At 74.6% G+C, this 18,787-nt stretch carries 17 protein-coding genes; 10 read left to right on the forward strand and 7 right to left on the reverse strand.

The window, feature by feature from the left end; all coding sequences use genetic code 11:
* The first annotated feature begins 101 nt into the window (after window positions 1-101).
* The 3 genes from ACFVU9_RS13885 to ACFVU9_RS13895 all read left to right on the forward strand — a co-directional run bounded on the left by ACFVU9_RS13885 (window position 102) and on the right by ACFVU9_RS13895 (window position 3,939).
* Window positions 102-1,619 (forward strand): carbohydrate binding domain-containing protein, encoded by a 1,518-nt coding sequence (locus ACFVU9_RS13885; protein WP_387593222.1) that lies wholly within the window; start codon window positions 102-104, stop codon window positions 1,617-1,619.
* A 169-nt stretch (window positions 1,620-1,788) separates the two neighbouring features.
* A complete protein-coding gene (locus ACFVU9_RS13890) occupies window positions 1,789-3,258 on the forward strand; it encodes an SDR family oxidoreductase (protein ID WP_387593225.1) in 1,470 nt (489 codons plus the stop codon).
* 48 nt (window positions 3,259-3,306) lie between these two features.
* The gene (locus ACFVU9_RS13895; RefSeq protein WP_387593228.1) at window positions 3,307-3,939 is read left to right on the forward strand and encodes a GNAT family N-acetyltransferase; all 633 of its coding nucleotides are present in this window, start codon (window positions 3,307-3,309) and stop codon (window positions 3,937-3,939) included.
* Window positions 3,940-4,078: 139 nt separating this feature from the next.
* Here the strand turns inward: ACFVU9_RS13895 and ACFVU9_RS13900 are convergent, their stop codons facing one another.
* Complete coding sequence (locus tag ACFVU9_RS13900; RefSeq protein WP_387593231.1) at window positions 4,079-4,822, reverse strand: SDR family oxidoreductase; 744 nt, start codon at window positions 4,820-4,822, stop codon at window positions 4,079-4,081.
* Between the two features lie 128 nt (window positions 4,823-4,950).
* On the opposite strand from ACFVU9_RS13900, the gene ACFVU9_RS13905 reads away from it, so the two are divergent.
* Window positions 4,951-5,556 carry a TetR/AcrR family transcriptional regulator gene (locus tag ACFVU9_RS13905; protein ID WP_380437521.1) on the forward strand — a complete coding sequence of 202 codons (606 nt, stop codon included), beginning with the start codon at window positions 4,951-4,953 and terminating at the stop codon, window positions 5,554-5,556.
* Window positions 5,557-5,730: 174 nt separating this feature from the next.
* On the opposite strand, the gene ACFVU9_RS13910 is transcribed toward ACFVU9_RS13905, so the two are convergent.
* The 6 genes from ACFVU9_RS13910 to ACFVU9_RS13935 form a co-directional block, all read right to left on the reverse strand.
* The gene (locus ACFVU9_RS13910; RefSeq protein WP_380505309.1) at window positions 5,731-6,261 is read right to left on the reverse strand and encodes a hypothetical protein; all 531 of its coding nucleotides are present in this window, start codon (window positions 6,259-6,261) and stop codon (window positions 5,731-5,733) included.
* Window positions 6,262-6,340: 79 nt separating this feature from the next.
* Window positions 6,341-6,985, reverse strand: a complete 645-nt coding sequence (locus ACFVU9_RS13915; protein ID WP_380505306.1) for a class I SAM-dependent methyltransferase — start codon at window positions 6,983-6,985, stop codon at window positions 6,341-6,343.
* Window positions 6,986-7,087: 102 nt separating this feature from the next.
* Entirely contained in the window at window positions 7,088-8,935 is a 1,848-nt protein-coding gene (locus ACFVU9_RS13920; protein ID WP_387593236.1) for a protein kinase, read from the reverse strand.
* Window positions 8,936-9,083: 148 nt separating this feature from the next.
* Window positions 9,084-10,019 (reverse strand): hydroxymethylbilane synthase, encoded by a 936-nt coding sequence (hemC, locus tag ACFVU9_RS13925; RefSeq protein WP_380437529.1) that lies wholly within the window; start codon window positions 10,017-10,019, stop codon window positions 9,084-9,086.
* Between the two features lie 122 nt (window positions 10,020-10,141).
* A complete protein-coding gene (locus tag ACFVU9_RS13930; RefSeq protein WP_387593239.1) occupies window positions 10,142-12,451 on the reverse strand; it encodes an ABC transporter permease in 2,310 nt (769 codons plus the stop codon).
* A 73-nt stretch (window positions 12,452-12,524) separates the two neighbouring features.
* Window positions 12,525-13,250 (reverse strand): ABC transporter ATP-binding protein, encoded by a 726-nt coding sequence (locus ACFVU9_RS13935; protein WP_380437533.1) that lies wholly within the window; start codon window positions 13,248-13,250, stop codon window positions 12,525-12,527.
* A gap of 138 nt (window positions 13,251-13,388) precedes the next feature.
* Here ACFVU9_RS13935 and ACFVU9_RS13940 point away from each other — a divergent pair, with 138 nt between their 5' ends.
* The 6 genes from ACFVU9_RS13940 (at window position 13,389) to ACFVU9_RS13965 (ending at window position 18,738) form a co-directional block, all read left to right on the forward strand.
* Window positions 13,389-14,216: a sensor histidine kinase gene (locus ACFVU9_RS13940; protein WP_380437535.1), complete on the forward strand. Its 828-nt coding sequence runs from the start codon at window positions 13,389-13,391 to the stop codon at window positions 14,214-14,216.
* A gap of 98 nt (window positions 14,217-14,314) precedes the next feature.
* Entirely contained in the window at window positions 14,315-14,929 is a 615-nt protein-coding gene (locus ACFVU9_RS13945; protein WP_380437572.1) for a response regulator, read from the forward strand.
* Window positions 14,930-15,117: 188 nt separating this feature from the next.
* Entirely contained in the window at window positions 15,118-16,323 is a 1,206-nt protein-coding gene (locus ACFVU9_RS13950; protein WP_387593244.1) for a cytochrome P450, read from the forward strand.
* Between the two features lie 125 nt (window positions 16,324-16,448).
* Window positions 16,449-17,609 (forward strand): type III polyketide synthase, encoded by a 1,161-nt coding sequence (locus ACFVU9_RS13955; RefSeq protein ID WP_380437538.1) that lies wholly within the window; start codon window positions 16,449-16,451, stop codon window positions 17,607-17,609.
* Window positions 17,606-18,196: an NUDIX domain-containing protein gene (locus tag ACFVU9_RS13960; protein ID WP_380498272.1), complete on the forward strand. Its 591-nt coding sequence runs from the start codon at window positions 17,606-17,608 to the stop codon at window positions 18,194-18,196. The genes ACFVU9_RS13955 and ACFVU9_RS13960 overlap by 4 nt, the downstream gene beginning before the upstream one ends.
* Before the next feature lie 98 nt (window positions 18,197-18,294).
* Window positions 18,295-18,738 carry an SHOCT domain-containing protein gene (locus tag ACFVU9_RS13965; RefSeq protein WP_380437542.1) on the forward strand — a complete coding sequence of 148 codons (444 nt, stop codon included), beginning with the start codon at window positions 18,295-18,297 and terminating at the stop codon, window positions 18,736-18,738.
* Window positions 18,739-18,787: the final 49 nt, after the last annotated feature.

The following is an 18,787-nucleotide window of genomic DNA, read 5'->3' on the forward strand; positions in this document are numbered from 1 at the left end:
ACACACAGCTCCCCCGCACCGGACCACGCCCCCAGTCGGCCGCCCGCCCGCGCCCCCACCTGTGCGGCACGGGCGGCCCACCGTCCCCGAGAGGCACCCCCATGCCCACCGCGCCCCACGACGCCCCCGCGCACCGCCGGTCCCCGGGCCGCACCAAGCTGTTGAGCCTCGCCGCGGCCACCGCGCTCGCGGCCGGCGGCCTCGCCGCCCTCGCCGGGAACGCCGGCGCCGCCGACACCAACCTGCTCGCCAACGCCGGCTTCGAGAGCGGCTCGCTGAACCCGTGGAGCTGTTCCGCCGGTACCGGAAGCGTCGTCAACTCCGGTGCCCACGGCGGCACCTACGCGCTCAAGGGCGCGGCGAGCGCGAGCGACACCGCGCAGTGCGGACAGACCGTCAGCGTGCAGCCCAACACGACGTACTCGCTGAGCGCCTGGGTGCAGGGCCAGTACGTGTACCTCGGCGCCACCGGCAACGGCGTCACGGACCCGGCCACCTGGACCCCCGGCGGCACCGGCTGGCAGCAGCTGTCGACCGGTTTCACCACCGGCCCGAGCACCACCAGCGTCACCGTCTACCTGCACGGCTGGTACGGGCAGGGCGCCTACCTCGCCGACGACGTCACCCTCACCGGCCCCGGCGGCGGAGGCCCCAGCCCGACCGCCACGCCGACCGTGACGCCCACCGGCACCCCGACGGGCACCCCGACCGGCGGACCGGGCACCCCGCCGCCGAACGTCGCCCTCCCGGTCGCCCCCTACATCGACATGGGCGCCTGGCCCACGCCGTCCATGCCCGACATGGCCAAGTCCGGCAACCTCAAGGGCTACACGATGGGCTTCGTGACCGGTGTCGGCTGCAAGGCCAGCTGGTTCAACGCCTACGACCCGCGCACCGGCTGGGCCAAGGACCAGGTGGACGCGCTGCGCGCGGCCGGCGGCGACGTCAAGCTCTCCTTCGGCGGCGCGAGCGGCACCGAACTCGCCGCCGCCTGCAGCACCGTGGACTCGCTGTTCGCCGAGTACGACGCCGTGGTGAAGGCCTACAACCTGCGCTACGTCGACTTCGACATCGAGGGCGCGGCGATCGCCGACACCGCCTCCAACGACCGCCGCTCGGCCGCGCTCGCCAAGCTCCAGCAGGCCAACCCGGGCCTCAAGGTGTCGTTCACCCTGCCAGTGCTGCCGGAGGGCCTGACCTCCGACGGCGTCGCCATCGTCAAGTCGGCCCGGGACGCGGGCGTGAGCGTCGACCTGGTGAACATCATGGCGATGGACTACTACCGCTCCGGCACCGACTACGGCAACGCCGCCGTCCAGGCCGCGCAGGCCCTGTTCGGCCAGCTCAAGGCGCTGTACCCGGCGAAGACCGACGCGCAGTTGTGGGCCGCGGTCGGCGTGACCCCGATGATCGGCGAGAACGACGACCACCAGGTCTACAACCAGGCGGCCGCCCAGCAGTTGGTGACCTTCGCCCAGCAGAACCACCTCGGCCTGCTGGCCTTCTGGGACGCCACCCGGGACGCCAACGCGTGCACCGGCGGTTCGCTGTCCAAGTGCACCAACATCCCGCAGCAGCCGTACGAGTTCGCCAAGATCTTCGCGAAGTACGCGGGCTGACCAGGGGATTCCCTGCGGCGGGGGCCGGTGGGCCGAACGGCCACCGGCCCCCCGCCGTTCGCACCCCACCGTTCGCACCCGGCCGGCTCGCACCCCGGTTTATTGAAGTCACATCACATGCGACCCTCCGTTACAGTCCGACCCACGGCACGACCACAAGGGGGCGGACATGACGGTCCGGACGATTCGAACGGAAGACCACCAACACGACCGGGCCACCGGCCGCGGCGCCGCGGGCGCCGCTGCCGGCAGCGCCGCGGAGACCGTCACCGCCGAGGAACTCGCCGCCCTCGGCCGCACCCTGCGCCGCCTGCGCGACCTGCCGCCCCACGACCGCACCCGCCTGCACGCCGAGCGACAGCTCAGCTCCTTCGTGATGGAGAGCCGCAAGCGCCGCCGTCAGGAGGCCAAGCAGGCCGTCCGGGACGCCGACGCCGCCCTGCTCGCCACCACCGCGACCGGCGCCCTCGACCGACGCGAGGACGCCCCGCTCGCCCCGGCCAGCGGGGAGCCGACCGGCCGACCCGTCGGGGAGCTGCGCACACCGCGCCGGTGCTACGTCTGCAAACAGCAGTACCGCGAGGTCGACGGCTTCTACCACATGCTCTGCCCGGACTGCGCCGCCGACAACACCGCCCGGCGCGGCCTCCGCACCGACCTGCGCGGGCGCCGCGCGCTGCTCACCGGCGGCCGGGTCAAGATCGGCTTCCAGCTCGCGCTCATGCTGCTGCGCGACGGCGCCGAGCTGACGGTCACCACCCGCTTCCCGCACGACACCGTCCGCCGCTTCCGCGCCGCCGAGGGCAGCGCGCAGTGGTGGGAGCGGCTCACCGTCGTCGGGATAGACCTGCGCGACCCGCGCCAGGTCCTCGGGCTCACCGAGCAACTGCGCTCCGACGGACAGCCGTTGGACATCCTGATCAACAACGCCGCGCAGACCCTGCGCCGCCCGCCCGAGTCGTACGCGCTGCTCGCCGCCGGGGAGCACGACGCCCTGCCCGCCGCCGACCGCCGCGCCGTCGCGCACGCCCCGGGCTTCCGGCCGATGCCCGCGCTCACCGCCGCCTGGCCCGCCGCGGAGCTCGACCCCGCCCCGGCCGCGGCGCACGGGCTGCTCACCCTGCCCGACGAGGCCGGCCTGCTGCCCGACCTCGCCCCCGGCAACTCGTGGTCCGCCCGGCTCGGCGAGCTCGACCCGGCGGAGGTGCTGGAGACGCAGCTGGTCAACGCGCTGGCCCCGGCCCTGCTCTGCGACCGCCTGCTCCCCCTCCTGCTCGCCTCCCCGCACCCGCGCCGCTACGTCGTCAACGTGACCGCCGTCGAGGGCCGCTTCGCCGTCGCCAACAAGACCGGCGGCCACCCGCACACCAACATGGCCAAGGCCGCCCTCAACATGCTCACCCGCACGAGCGCCGCCGAACTCGCCCGCCAGGGCGTGCACATGTGTGCCGTCGACACCGGCTGGATCACCGACGAGAACCCGGCCCCGAAGAAGGCCCGGATCGCCGACCGGGGCTTCCGCACGCCCCTCGACATCGTCGACGGCGCCGCCCGCGTCTACGACCCGATCGTCCGGGGCGAGTCCGGCTCCCCGGTGTCGGGGGTGTTCCTCAAGGACTACCGGGAGGCCGCGTGGTGACCCCGGGATAGGCTGCGGCGATCAGGATCGCCGCATCGGGGGGAACGCATGGCGCCGGACAACGAACTGACGCACGCCTGGGTGCACGGGCTGGCCGCGGCCCGCCGCTGCCCGACGCCGGTCGAGGTGCCGTGGGGGCTGCGGGTCGACGTCGGACGCGGCAGGGAGTCCGTGCGGCACGTCCTGCTGCGGACCGACGAGCGGAGCGTCCGGGCCGCCGCGGCCGCCGCCGACCGGCCGTACGCGCGGATCAAGGGGTTCGTCGAGCCGGAGGCGGCCCTCTGCCTGCTCGGCCCGGCCTGGGAGCGCAACGCCGACGAGCTGATGATGACGACCGTGCTGCGCCGGGAGGAGGTCCGCCTGCCCGCCGGCTACACGGCGGAGGTCGAGCGCGGCAACGGCGTGGCGTACGCCCGACTCCTCACCCCGGACGGCGAGTTCGCGGCCGGCGGCCACACCGGGGTGCACGGCGCGCTCGCGGTGTTCGACCGCATCGAGACCGACGGGGCCCACCGGCGCCGCGGGCTCGGCAGCGCGGTGATGCGGCTGCTGACCGACGCCGCCCTCGACGCGGGCGCGGAGACGGCCGCCCTCGGCGCGACGGAGGAGGGGCGGGCGCTGTACGCCTCGCTCGGCTGGGAACTGCGGGGCCTCATGGCCGGGTTCGTCCGCCGCACCTGACCGGCACACCTGACCGGCACACCCGACCTCCACACCCGACCTCCGCACCCGGCCTCCGCACCCGACCGGCACACTCGACGAACACCCCCACGAGCCACACCTGAGCGTCGCACCCGACCGCCACGCCCGAGCCGCCGTCTCAGCGGCCGGTGGCCAGGTTGGCGCCGCCGGTGCAGTCGAGGACCACGCCCGTCACGAAGGTGTTGGCCGCGAGCATGTGGATCGCGCGGGCCACGTCCTCCGGACGGCCGACCCGCCCGACCGGCGTGGTGGCGGCGAGGCCGTCGAACAGCGCCTTGCGCTGCCCCTCGGGCACGCGCTCCCACCACGGGGTGTCGACCACGCCGGGCGACACCGCGTTGACCCGCAGCGGCGCGAGCTCGACCGCCAGCGGCGGCACCATCGCCTCCAGCGCGCCGTTGATGGCGGCCAGTCCGGCGGTGCCCGGGATCGCGGCGCGCGCCGAGGCGGCGGTGATCAGCGTGACGGAGCCGTCCGCCCGAAGGTGCGGCAGGGCCGCCTGGAGGACCCGGACCTGCGGCCAGAACTTGGCGTCGAACCCGTGCGCGAGGTCGGCCAGGTCGAGCCGGGCGAACGGTCCGGAGCCGGCCGCACCGCTGACGGCGAGGACCAGGTGGTCGACGGTGCCGCCCCCGGCGAAGAAGGCCGCGACGGCGGCGGTGTCCGTCGCGTCGACCGACGCGCCGGTGGCCTTGCCGCCGATCCGCGCGACGGCCGCGTCGAGGCGCCCGCGGTCCCGTCCGGTGATCACGACCTCCGCGCCGTCGGCGGCGAACGCGGTGGCCGCGGCCTCGCCGATGCCCGAGCTGCCGCCCATCACGACGACGCGCTGTCCGGCGAAGAGGTCCGACGTGGTGTTCATGGTGGTGCTTCCTTCCGGCTTGTCGAGACTGTCCGTTCCGGTAATGATGATCGTCGAGACTGTTAGTCTTGTCAATGGAGGACCCAGACAGCTGGAGCCGGGACGACCGCAGGACGAGAGGACGACCGATGAACGCGACGGACCCCCAGCCAGGCGCCGCCCGCCCGCACACCGGACGCCGCCGCAACGAGGCCGCCCACCGGGCCATCCTCGACGCGGCCCTGCGCCTCCTCGCCGAGTCCCACGGCACGCCCGTGACCATCGACGCCATCGCCCGCACCGCCGGCGTCGGCAAGCAGACCGTCTACCGCTGGTGGCCCTCCAAGGGCGCCGTCCTCCTGGACGCCCTCTCCGACCGCGCCGACCAGGACGTCGCGGGCCCCGACACCGGAGACCTCCGCGCCGACCTGCGCGCCTTCGTCGCCGCCACCTTCAACGCCGCCCAGCAGGACACCACCGCCTCCGCCCTGCGCACCCTCGTCCGCGAGGCCGCCCGCGACCCCCACCTGGCCGACCTGATGCAGACCTTCACCGCGACCCGCCGGACGGCCCTGCGCGAGCTCCTCGCCCGCGGGCGCGAGCGCGGCCAGCTCCGCGGGGACGCCGACCTCGACCTGATCGTCGACCAGGTCTACGGCGTCTTCTGGTACCGGTTCCTGCTCGGCCACGCCCCCCTGGACGCCGACGCCGCCGACCGGCTCGCCGCATCGCTGGTCGCCGGGGCGGCGCAGTAGCGGCGCTGGCGAACGACGCGTGCGCAGGAAGTCGGCCGGTCCGACTTCCCGCGCACACCAGCCCGGCGGCCAGTACTCCGGCGGCCACCACCCCGGTGGCCAGCACCCCGGCGGCCAGTACTCTGGTGGCCAGTACTCCGGCGGCCGGTACCCCGGTGGCCGGCGCCCCGGCGGTTACCGGACGCCCACGGGCCGGCGGCGGCGGTAGTACGCGAAGGCCAGGGCCAGCACGATCGGGCCCCACAGCATCGCCGGGCCGACGCACACCCGGGCCAGCGCCAGCCACCAGCCGTTCCGGTAGCCGACCTCGTCGACCACACCGGTCCACGCGAGCGGCTGGAGGTCGAACAGCCCCACCAGGACCAGCCCGCCCACCACGGCGGGCCCGGCGGCCGCGAGCGGCGGCACCCGGCGGCCCGCGAGGAACGGCACCCAGCGCGGGAAGACCTCGCCCCACCCCGCGACCAGACCGAGGGTCAGCAGGCAGAGCGCCTCGGTGAGCACGCTCAGCCCGACCACGTAGCCCGGCGCCCACCAGGGCATCGGCGGCCGTCTCGGGTCGATCGTGCCCATCTCGAAGCCGGCCGCGAAGGGGAGCCGCCACAGACAGTGCGGCAGCACGACGAACGGGAGGGCCTTCGCCAGCCACAAGGCCCAACGCTGCACGGGTCGTTCGGTGTCGCCCAGGGGAATCGTGATCGCCATGGCTCCACTCTCGCGGCGCCCCCGGGCCCGGACGTCGTCCACCCGGCCGAACCCGGCCGGACCCCCTCCCCCACGAGAGCTATCCGGCGTCCGCCAGGAGGCAGACGTACGAACGATCCGCGCGCGACGGATGCGGCTGCTCCACGCGCGTGGTGACGGTGAATCCGTCGAGCGTGAGCAGCTCGACGAGCCGCGGGACGGGCACCAGATGGGACTCGTACGACACCGGGTGCCCGTACCCCTCGGCCGGCCGCAGATGGACGTCCCCCACGTGGCCGCCGAGCAGCAGCCGACCCCCGGGGCGGAGCACGCGCCGGAACTCGCGGAACAGCGCGGGCAGTTGTGCGGGCGGCGTGTGATGGACGGAGTACCAGGCCAGGATGCCGCCGAGACCGCCGTCCGCGGCCTCCAGCGCTCCCATCGAGCCCCGCACGAACCGGAGTCCGGGGTGCGCGAGCCGGGCGAGCCGGACCATCTCGTCCGACACGTCCACCCCGAACACGTCGAGCCCGAGCCCGGCCAGGTACGCCGCCACCCGCCCGGGCCCGCACCCCAGATCCGCCACCGGCCCACCACCCGAGGACCGGACGAGCTCGGCGAAGGCGGCCAGCATCGCGCGCGAGACCGGGTCCAACTCCTCGGGCGGGATGACGAGTCGGACGTAATCGGTGGCGACGGCGTTGTAGGACGCGCGGACGGCGGCGAGGTGGGCGGGTTCGGTCATGCGCCCGATCCTGCCGCGCGACAGCGACAGGAGGAAGCACAAGTCCCGGCCGGACCGTTTCGGTTCGAGCGTGCTGGGGCCGGACGGCCGGCTGACGGGCGCTCACTGCACGGTCAGGTACCGCTGCTCGCTCGATCCGCTGACGCAGACCAACGCGCCGCAGTTGGAGCCGTTCGAGGTGAAGACGCTCCACAGGTACGTGCCCGGGCTCGTCGGGACCCAGGTGTACGACGTCGCGGCCTGCCACGGGAGGTTCTGCCACGTGCCGTTCGGGAGGAGCAGGTCCACCTGGGAGCTGGTGCCGGATGCCGCCCAGGACAGCTGGACGGGCTGCCCGGCACGGACCACCGCCCGGGAGGCGGGGAACACCAGGATCGGCGCGGAGGGGACGTGCGCCAGCTGGTTCACCGAGCTGCCGCCCGGGGGCTTGACGTACAGGTAGCGGACGCCGCTCATGCCGCTGGCGGCCTTCTGGGAGGCGCTGGTCGCGCTGTCCACGGCCCACTGGTAGAGGCCCGGAGTGGTCGGCGTGAAGGTGCAGTCGGCGGAGGTCAACGAGCCGGAGACGCGCCACTGGCCGTCGCCGGCCTTGGTGAGGACCCTGGTCACCGCGCCGGTCTTGGTCCAGCTGAGGGTGACCGGGGCGCCTTGTTCGACGGTGGCGTTGTCGGCCGGGGCGGCGAGGGCCGGGATGCCCGGCAGGTCGGCCGGCGGGCTCGGGGGGCCCGTCGTCTCGGCCGGGCCCGGGCCTCCCGCGTTGCCGTTGACCCCGCCGTTGACGCAGTCGGGCGGCCTGCCGTCGTCGGTCGCGACGACGAAGCCGTTGCCGAGGTCGTGCGTGTCGCGCGTGTCGGGGGTGTCGCGCTGGAGGTACAGCGGCACGGCGACGGCCGCGGCGACGAGCGCGAGGACCGCGGGGAGCAGCAGCCACGGCCTGGCCCGGCGTCGACCCCCGCCGGGCGGTGGCACGTTGGAGAACACGGTCGGCGTCCGGCCGACCGCGGGCGGCGGCACGGGCGGGGCGGTGACGGGCGGTGCGGCGAGCGGCGGAGCCGCGGGCGGCGGCGGGGCGGCCGCCGGCTCCACCCACGGCGTGTCCGGGACGGCGGGCCGCGCCCGCAGCGGTTCCGGCAGCCACGAACCGCTCGCCCCGCCGTACTCGGGCGGCCCGAGTACGGCGACGAGCTGGGCGGGGGCCGGCCGGCCGACCGGGTGGCGGGCCAGGCAGGAGGCGACGACGGGCCGCAGCTGCTCGGGCACGCCGGACAGGTCGGGCTCGCTGTGCATGATCCGGTAGAGCAGGACCTGCGGGTCCCCGGTGCCCCAGGGCGAGCAGCCGGCCGCGTGGCAGAGCACCCGGCCGAGCGCGAACACGTCGGCGGCGGGGCCGACCACGCCGCCCGCGATCTGCTCGGGGGCCATGTAGCCGGGCGTGCCGAGCACGACCTGGGTGCGGGTGATGGAGGCGCCGTCCAGGGCCCGGGCGATGCCGAAGTCGATGACCCGCGGGCCGTCCTCGCTCAGCAGGACGTTGGAGGGCTTGAGGTCCCGGTGCACCAGGCCGGCCCGGTGGATCGCCTCCAGCGCCTCGGCCAGGCCGGCGCCGAGCACCCGCAGCGCCGGTTCGGGCAGTGGTCCGTGCGCGGCGACGGCCGCCTCCAGGGAGGGCCCGGCGATGTGCGCGGTGACCAGCCACGGCGGGTCACCGTCCGGGTCGGCGTCGACGACCTGCGCGGTGTGGAAGCCGCCGACCCGCCGGACGGCTTCCAGTTCGCGGGTGAAGCGGCGGCGGAACTCCGGGTCCGTCGCCAGGTCCCAGTGGACGCACTTCACCGCGACCAGCCGTCCGCCCGGGGACCGCCCCAGGTAGACGACCCCCATCCCGCCACTGCCGAGCCGGGCCAGCAGCCGGTACCGGCCGCCGACCGTCGTCGGATCGGTGGGTCTCAAGGCCTCCACGTCCACCCCCGGCGTGTCCGCACGTTCGTCCGATTGATCGTCAACTCCCCTACGGTGCACCCGCATCATGGCAGGTGTCACTCGTATGGAAAAGCTGTCACCGTTCCGTGAAGAAGATCGGCCGGGCGGCGCGGGGGCCTCAGTGCGGGATCGCCGCGATCAGCTCGTGGGCGCCCTGCCGCTTGAGGGCCAGGGCCGTCGAGGTGCCGAGGTCCTCGGGGGTGAGCGCGCCGGCCCACTCGTGGGCGTCCAGCACCTGCTTGCCGTCCGGGCTGAAGACCCGTCCGCGCATCGACAGGCGGCCGTCCGGCTCGGCGTGCGCGTAGCCGGCGATCGGGCTGTTGCAGTGGCCCTGGAGGACGTGCAGGAACATCCGCTCGGCGGTGGCCTCGCGCCAGGTGTCGTGATGGCCGAGCGCGGCGACCGCGGCGATCGTGGCCTCGTCGTCCTCGCGGCACTGCAGGACGAGGATGCCCGCGCCGATCGGCGGGCACATCGCGTCGACGCCGAGGACCTCGGTGACGCGCGCCGACTCGCCGATCCGCTCCAGCCCGGAGACGGCCAGCAGCAGCGCGTCCGCCTCGCCCGCGGCGAGCTTGGCGAGCCGGCTGTTGGCGTTGCCGCGGATCGGCACGCACACCAGGTGCGGGTGGGAGGCGGCGAGCTGGGCGACCCGGCGGACGGAGGAGGTGCCGATCCGGGTGCCGGGCGGCAGCTCGTCGAGGGTCAGGCCGCCGGGGTGGACGAGGGCGTCGCGGATGTCGTCGCGGCGCAGGTAGGCGGCGAAGACGGTGCCGGCGGGCAGCGGGCGGTCGGCGGGCACGTCCTTGAGGCAGTGCACGGCGACGTCGGCCTCCCCGGCGAGCAGCGCGGCGTCCACCTCCTTGGTGAACGCGCCCTTGCCGCCGAGCCGGGCGAGGTCGCCCGTCCACCGGTCGCCGGAGGTGGTCACCGGCACCACCTCGGTGCGCAACCCCGGGTGCGCGACGGCGAGTTCGGCGCGGACGCGCTCGACCTGGGCGAGTGCCATGGGCGAGGAGCGGGAGACGATGCGGATCAGCTCAGCGGTGGCCATGGCGCGATGATAGGCGCCCGCGCGCGACCTCGGTGACGGCGTCTCAAGTGCCGCAATCCGGAGGAAGCCCGCGGGCGCCCGGTCCCCGTCCCTACTCGTTGTGGAGCACCTCGGCGATGTCCCTACTCGTTGTGGAGCACCTCGGCGATCGGCAGCCGGGCCGCCGCACGGGCCGGGACGAGCGCGCCGAGGACGGCGATCGCGACGCCCGCCAGGGCGAGGCCGGCCAGCAGCGGGGCGCCCCAGACGTCGATCGTCCGCTCGGGGAAGTCGATGAGCCGGACGTTCTCCACGATCAGCCGGTGCACCAGGATCCCGACCGGGATGCCGATGATTCCGCTGGCCACGCCTTGCCAGGCCACCGAAGTGACCGTCATGGCGACGACCTGCCGGGGCGTCATGCCGATCGACTTCAGCGTGCCGAGGTCGCGGCGGCGTTCGCGGATGGTGAGCAGCAGGGTGTTGAAGACGCCGAGCGCGGCGACGACGGACAGCAGGACGGTGAACGTCGTGCTGAAGGTCCGGATCGCGACGATGCCCCCGTCCGATCCCGCCGCGTAGACCGAGGGCGAGAGGCTCGGGTCGGCGGCCGTGACCGCCTTCAGGTACGCCTCGGCGTCGGTGCCGTCGGCGAGCCGCACGTCGTACTCGACCACGTGCGGGTCGGGGGTGAGCAGGGCCCTGGTGGCGTCGTTGGAGGAGATCGCGTTGGCGTTGCCCTCGTTCTCCTCGCCGACGATGGTGACGGTGGTCCGTGCGCCGTCCAGGACCAGGGTGAGCCGGTCGCCGAGCTTGACCCCGTGCTGGTCGAGGAAGCCCGGACCGGCCTCGATCTCGTTCGGCCCGGTCGCCGGGCGGCCCTCGACCGCCTGGAGCCGCCGCTGGTCGACCGCGTCGTCGCCGCCGTAGAAGTCGGCGAAGACGAGCTGGGGCTGGCCGAGGACGCCGAGCCGGACCAGCCCGCGGACGGAGACCCGCTCGGCGCCGGGGGTGGCGCGGAGCATCGCCTCGGTCTGCTCGGGGGTCAGCCGGGGCTCGGTCCCGCTGCCGGAGAAGCCGGCGGTCGCCACGACGACGTGGGTCTTGCGGTCGGGAGTGGGCAGGGTCCTGGCCAGGGTGCTGCTCACCCCGGTGGTCACGGTGACGGTGACCACGCCGAGCACGATCGCCGCCATGGTCAGCGCGGTGCGGGCGGGGCGGGCGAAGGGCTGGCCGAGGCCGAGGCTGACGGCGCGCGGCAGCCGGGTGCCGCTCAGCCACCGCTGGATCCCGAGCCCGCGGCCGTTGCGCGGCGCGCTGCCGGCCGAGATCGCCTGGGCGGCGGAGAGCCGGTGGGCGCGCGAGGCGGGCACGAGGGCGGCGAGGGCGACCAGCAGCGGGACGCCGATCACGGTGGCGGCGGGCAGCCACCCGGCCGGCTCGATCACCGCGGTGCCGGTCGAGATCCCGCTGAAGGCGGCCCGGAGGATCGGGAACGACGCCGCCCAGCCCGCCGCCGTGCCGAGGACGGTGCCGACGACCGCGGGCACCGAGACCATGGTCAGGTAGACCACCACCACCTGGCGCGGGGTGAACCCGATCGACTTCAGCACGCCGATGTGCCGGTAGCCGGAGACCACCGCGCCGCTCACCACGTTGCCGACGATCAGCGCGGCGACGACCAGGCCGAGCACGCCGAAGACCGTCATCAGCGGCAGGTAGGCGTCGGCGCCCGCCGAGAAGGCCCGCTTGAGCACCAGGTAGGACTGCGCGCTGGCGACGGCGTCCTTCGGCAGGCCCTCGGTGGCACCGGCGAGCGAAGCGGTGAGCTGCTGCTCGGTGGCCGCGTCGGTGAAGCGGTAGAGCATCTGGCGCCCGGTGGGGTGCAGGGCGGCCGCCTGTTCGGGGGTGACCCAGCCGCCGGCGGACTGGCTCATGCCGGTCGCGAAGCCGACGACGGTGAGCTTCAGCCCGGTGCTGGTGGTGAGCGGCGTGCCGACGAACTTCGCCGCGGCGCCCCCGGCCGGGTTGTTCACGACCACCTCGCCGGGTGCGTCGGCCCAGCGGCCGGCCAGCAGTCGCACCCGGTCCACCGGGCCGGCCCGGTCGGCCCGGCCGACCAGGGTCAGCGGGCCCCGCGCGTGGCCGATCCACTCGGTGGGGATGGTCACCACGGCCTGGTCGAAGGGCCCGGCGGCCGCCTCGACGCCCGGCCGGTGGGCGGTGGCGGCCAGTTGCTCCGGCGAGGCCTCGGCCGGGTCGAAGAGGGCGGTGACGTGCGCGCCGCGCTCGGCCTCGAAGGCGGTGTCGAACGGCGCCCGGGCAGCGCTGATCACCGCGAGGGCGAGCAGCACGGTCGCGGTGGAGCAGAAGACGACCAGGCCGATCACGACGGTCTGCACCCGGCGGCGCTTCACCGCCGCCCGGGAGGCCCGCCACACGGCTCCACTCATGCGCCCACCCCGCTCCGCTCGGCAGCCGATGACCGGCGCACGCACCTCATGTCCGTTCGCTCGCTCTGCTCGCTCACGACGACGCCTCCAGCGAGCGCTCCCGCGCCACCCGGCCGTCCGCCATCTCCACCAGCCGACTGGCGCAGCGCGCGGCCAGGTCGGGGTCGTGGGTGACGATCAGCAGGGTCTGCCCGATCTGGTTGAGGTCGATCAGCAGGTCCATCACCTGCTCGCCCGAGCGGCTGTCCAGGGCGCCGGTCGGCTCGTCCGCGAGCAGCAGCGCCGGGCGGTTCATCAGGGCCCGGGCGACGGCGACGCGCTGGCGCTCGCCGCCGCTGAGGGTGGCCGGGTAGGTGTCCTTGCGGTGGGCGACGCCGAGCTCGTCGAGCAGTTCAAGGGCCCGGCGGCGCGCCTGCTTGGCGGTGGTGCCGGTCAGCTGGGCGGCGAGGGCGACGTTGTCGAGGGCCGGCAGGTCGTCGATGAGGTTGAAGAACTGGAAGATCATGCCGACGTGGCGGCGCCGGAACAGCGCGAGCCCGGTCTCGTCCAGCCGCCCGAGGTCCTGGCCGTGCACCCGGACGGTGCCCGAGGTCGGCCGGTCCAGGCCGGCGACCATGTTCAGCAAGGTGGACTTGCCGCAGCCCGAGGGGCCCATCACGGCCACCGCCTCGCCCGGCCGGATCGTCAGGTCGACCCCGTCCAGGGCCCGCGCGTCGCCGAACTCCTTGTGCACCCCGGACAGCTCGACGACGGCCTGCGCGCCGCCGGGTCCGGACGTCCCGTCGTGAACGTTTCTCATGGACGACGACGGTAGGCGGGCGGCCCGGGCACCGCGTCCCACCTGGGGTGTAACCGTCGGGGGCGGTAGTACCGGGGATGTACGGGACCGGCACCCCCGGATGATGCGGATCACGCCCCGGGCTGGGAAGCTGGCGGTGTGTGGGGAACGGGGTGGCAGTGGGCGGCGCTCGCCGCGGCGGGCGGATCGGCCGGCGCGGCCGGCTGGCTGGGCGTGGCGCTCGCGCGGGCGCGGCGGCTGCACCGGGCGGCGGTCGGGGAGCGCGGCTGGCTGCTGGAGCGCGAGCGGGAGAGCGCCGCGCGGACCGCGGTCGACGCCGAACGGGCGCGCATCGCCGCCGAGTTGCACGACATCGTCAGCCACAACGTGAGCGTGATGGTGGTGCAGGCGGGCGCCGCGCGCGAGGTCCTCGCCACCATGCCCGAGGAGGCCGCCGCCGCGATGGCCGCCGTGGAGGCCGCCGGCCGCGACACCATGACCGAACTGCGCCACCTGCTCGGCCTGCTCGCTCCGGCGGCGGACGGCTCCGAGGAGGAGGACCCGGACGGCTTCGCGCCGCAGCCGAGCCTCGCCCGGCTCGGCCCGCTCATCGACCGCTTCGCCTTCGCCGGCCTGCCGGTGGAGGTCCGCGTCTCCGGCGAGCCGCGCCCGCTGCCCGGGGGCATCGACGTGACGGCGTACCGGATCATCCAGGAGGCGCTCACCAACGCGCTCAAGCACGGGGACGGGGTGACGGCGGACGTGACCGTGCGCTACGCGGACCACTACCTGCGGGTCGAGGTGCTCAACCGCGGGCCCAGCGTGCTCTCCGGCGGCACGGCGCCCGCCAGGGCGGCCGACGGCGCCGGGCGCGGGCTGCTCGGCCTGCGCGAGCGCGTCGCCGTGTACGGCGGGGACTTCGACGCCCGGCGCCGGCTGGGCGGCGGCTTCCGGGTCCGCGCGCGCATCCCGCTGGACCGGCCGTGAGCGCCCCGCCCCCGGAGGAGGCGGTGGCCGGGAGCGCCGAGCGCCGCCCGCGCGTCGTGATCGCCGACGACCAGGAGCTCGTCCGCACCGGCTTCCGCATGATCCTCACCGCGCGCGGCATCGACGTGGTCGCCGAGGCCGCCGACGGCGCCGGGGCGGTGGCCGCCGCCGTCGCGCACCGGCCGGACGTCGCGCTCCTCGACATCCGGATGCCCGGCACGGACGGCTTGGAGGCGGCCCGCCGGATCCTCGCGCTGGTGCCCGGCTGCCGGGTCGTCATGCTGACCACCTTCGACCTCGACCACTACGTGTACGCGGCCCTGGCCGCCGGGGCGAGCGGCTTCCTCCTCAAGGACGTCACCTCCGCCCACCTCGCCGCCGCCGTCCGCCTCGTGGCCACCGGCGACGCCCTCCTCGCGCCCTCCATCACCCGCCGCCTCGTCGAGCGCTTCGCCTCCGGCACGGCCCCCGCCGACGCGGGCGCCGCCACCGTGCACCGGGACCTCGCACCGCTCACGCCCCGCGAGGTGGAGGTGCTCACCCTGATGGGCCGCGGACTGTCCAACGGCGAGCTGGCGCGCGAACTGACGCTCAGCGAATCGACGGTGAAGACGCACGTGGCCCGGATCTTCGCCAAACTCGACCTGCGCGACCGGGCCCAGGCCGTGGTCCTCGCGTACGAGACCGGCCTGGTCACCCCAAGGGGGCGGTGAGCGGGCCGGGTTGCGAACCGTCGCGCTCAACTCCCGTGATTCGCACGAAAATCATCTATCTAACTCGTTCGAGGTAACTGGCCTCCTCCACCACATTTTTGCCAGCCCATGGGGGAACATCTGCATGTCCGCGCCCGGACGGGTCATCCCCCTCCGGGCGGCATCACCCTCAGCCTTTGGATCGGCCCGTGACTACCTCCGCCCCCGTGTGGGACTGCCCCTTCAACCACACCGAAGGCCTGGAGTTCGACCCCCTCCTCAAGCGGCTGCTCACCGAGGCCCCGGTCGCCCGGATCCGGCTGCCGCACGGCGAGGGCGAGGCCTGGCTGGCCACCCGCTACGAGGACGTCCGGACCGTCACCACCGACCGCCGCTTCAGCCGCGCCGCCGGCATCGGGCGGGACCTCCCCCGCATGACGCCCGCCCCGATCGCCCAGGCCGAGGCGATCAACCTGATGGACCCGCCCGCCCACAACCGGCTGCGCCGCCTCGTCGCCCAGGGCTTCACCAACCGCCAGGTCGAGCGGATGCGGGCACACACCCAGCGGATCGTCGACGGGTACCTCGACGAGATGGCCGAACACGGCGCCCCCGCCGACCTCGTGCACTTCCTCTCCTCCCGGCTCCCGCTCACCACCATCTGCGAGATGCTCGACATCCCCGAGCAGGACCGCGCCGAACTGCGCGGCCACGCCGTCGCGATGATGGCCATGAGCCCGGACGGCCGCGAGGGCCAGGAGCGCGCCAAGGCCGCGCTGCGCGCCTACTTCACCGAGCTGACCGCCGCCCGCCGCCGCGCCCCCGGCGAGGACCTGATCAGTGCCCTCGCCATCGCCCGCGACGGCGACGAACTGCTGGACGACGACGAGCTCGCCGTCATGGCGATGGTGCTCCTGGTCACCGGCCACGACACCAGCACCTACCAGCTCAGCAACATCACCTACACCCTGCTCACCCACCCCGAGCAGCTCGCCAAGCTCCGCGCCCAGCCCGACCTCCTGCCCCGCGCCCTGGAGGAGCTGCTGCGCTTCATCCCGTTCCGCCAGGGCGTCGGCATCGCCCGGGTCGCCACCGAGGACGTCGAGCTGGGCGGGGTGCTCGTCCGGGCCGGCGAGCCGGTGCACGTCTCCTACCTGGCCGCCAACCGCGACCCGGCGTTCTACGAGCGGCCCGACGAGCTCGACCTCGACCGCGGCGCGCCCACCCACATGACCTTCGGGTACGGCCAGCACCACTGCCTCGGCGCCCACCTGGCCCGGATGGAGCTCCAGGTCGCCATCGGCACGCTGCTGCGGCGGTTCCCCGGGCTGCGCCTGGCCGTGCCGCCGGCCGAGCTCGACTGGCGGACGGGCTCCATCTGGCGCTACCCGCGGGTCCTGCCGCTCGCCTGGTGACCCGCCGCGCCACCGCGCGCGCCCGTCCGTCCACCGCCACCACCACCGGGCACCGGCCGCCCCGCGCGCCGGGCCCGGCCGCCCGTCGGCCCACCCACGGGCCACCCAGGGGAGACCGCGTACCCATGGCAACACTCTGCCGCCCCGCCATCGCCGTGCCCGAGCACGTCATCACCCTCGACGAGACCCTCGACCTGGCCCGCGCGATGCACGCCGGCCACCCCCAACTCGGCCTCGCGCTACGGCTGATCGAGAACACCGGCGTGCGGACCCGGCACCTGGTCCAGCCCATCGAGCAGACCCTGCGCCACCCCGGCTTCACCGCCCGCAACGCCGTCTACGAGCGGGAGGCCAAGCGCCGCGTCCCCGAGGTGGTCGAAGCGGCCCTGCGCAACGCCCAGTTGGGCGCCCAGGACATCGACCTCCTGATCTACGTGTCGTGCACCGGCTTCATGATGCCGTCGATGACCGCCTGGCTCATCAACACCATGGGCCTGCGCCCGGACACCCGCCAGATGCCGATCGCCCAGCTCGGCTGCGCGGCCGGCGGCGCCGCCGTCAACCGCGCGCACGACTTCTGCCGCGCCTACCCGGGCGCCAACGTGCTCATCGTCGCCTGCGAGTTCTGCTCGTTGTGCTACCAGCCGACCGACCTCGGCGTCGGCTCGCTGCTCTCCAACGGCCTCTTCGGGGACGCCGTCGCCGCCGTGGTGATGCGCGGGCACGGCGGCACCGGGGTGTCGGTCGAGCGCAACGGCTCGCACCTCGTCCCGGACACCGAGAACTGGATCTCCTACGGGGTCAGGGACACCGGCTTCCACTTCCAGCTCGACCGGCGCGTGCCCGGCACGATGGAGATGCTCGCACCCGCCCTGCGCGGCCTGGCCGGCGAGCACGGCTGGGACGTGTCGGGGCTCGGCTTCTACATCGTCCACGCCGGGGGCCCGCGCATCCTCGACGACCTGTGCCACTTCCTCAACCTCGAACCGGCGATGTTCCGTTACAGCCGGGCCACGCTGACCGAGCGCGGCAACATCGCGAGCGCCGTCGTCTTCGACGCCCTCGCCCGGCTGTTCGCCGACGGCGGCGCGGCCGACGGCACCCACGGGCTGATCGCCGGCTTCGGTCCCGGCATCACCGCCGAGATCTCGCTGGGGAGTTGGGTGTCCGCGCCGCGCGGCGTCGCGCAGCCCCGGCGGCCGCGCGCCATCGCCACCGCCGACCTCTCTCGCGTCCACCCCGGTGTCCCCCGCCGTTTCCCGGCCGGCACTACGATCACCGAATGACCGATACCACGGACCGCACCGACACCGCCCCCTCCGCCAGAGCCGCCGAACTCGCCGCGCTCTTCCCCGCGTTGCACGCGCCGCAGTACTGGGCCTGGGGGAGGTACGACGCGCAGTTCTCGACCGAGCTGCCGCCGGACGGCCTGGTGACCAACATCCACCTGGTGGGCTTCGCGGACGGCGGCGTGGTGCTCTGCCGGGACGACCGGGACCACTGGTTCCTGCCCGGCGGCACGCGCGAACAGGACGAGACCGTCGCCGACTGCCTGCGGCGCGAGCTCAGGGAGGAGGCGGGCGCCCGGCTGCTCGGCGAGCCGGCCTGGCTCGGCGCGCACCGCTGCCGCACGGACGACCCGACGCCCTACCGGCCCTGGCAGCCGCACCCGGAGAAGGCGTGGCTGTGGGGCTGGGCGGAGGTCGCGCTGGACTCCGCGCCGACCAACCCCTCGGACGGCGAGCAGGTCGTCGAGGTCCGCGCACTGCCGGCGGCCGAGGCGCAGCGGCTCCTGGTGGACTCGCACGAGGCCTGGTGGGGCGAGCTGATCGGGCTCGCGGTGGAGCTGCGGCGGCGGGCGGGGCTCGGCTGAGACCGCGTCCCGCAGCGGTATTCCCACCCCGGGCGAAGATCACCGGAACGGCCCAGCAGCAGTGCGCACCGTCCGTTTTGCGATGATATGACTCGGCCATGGACACCTCTTCGTTGGCCGCCTCGCTGGCCGTGGACTACCCGGTGCTCAACATCTTCTGGACGATGCTGGAGCTGTTCCTCTGGGTGCTCTGGTTCTTCCTGCTGTTCAAGATCATCACGGACATCTTCCGCAGCCACGACCTGAGCGGCTGGGGCAAGGCCGGCTGGCTGGTCCTGGTGATCATCCTGCCGCTGATCGGCGTGCTCGCCTACCTGATCGCGCGCGGCGAGGGCATGGGGAAACGGGACGTCGCCCAGGCACAGCAGGCCGAGGCAGCCGTCCAGGCGTACATCCGGGACGCGGCCGGGACCTCCGGGGCCACGGCGGACGGCGCCGGGCGCAGCCACGTCGACGACCTGGCGACGCTGGCGGACCTGAAGGACAAGGGCCTCATCTCCGCCGAGGAGTACCAGCGGGCCAAGGACAAGCTCCTGGTGTGAGCGTGTGACCGGTGTGAGCGGAAACGGCGGAACGGCCGGGGCCGGCGGG

The sequence above is a fragment of the Kitasatospora sp. NPDC057936 genome (assembly GCF_042887525.1).
GTDB lineage: Bacteria > Actinomycetota > Actinomycetes > Streptomycetales > Streptomycetaceae > Kitasatospora.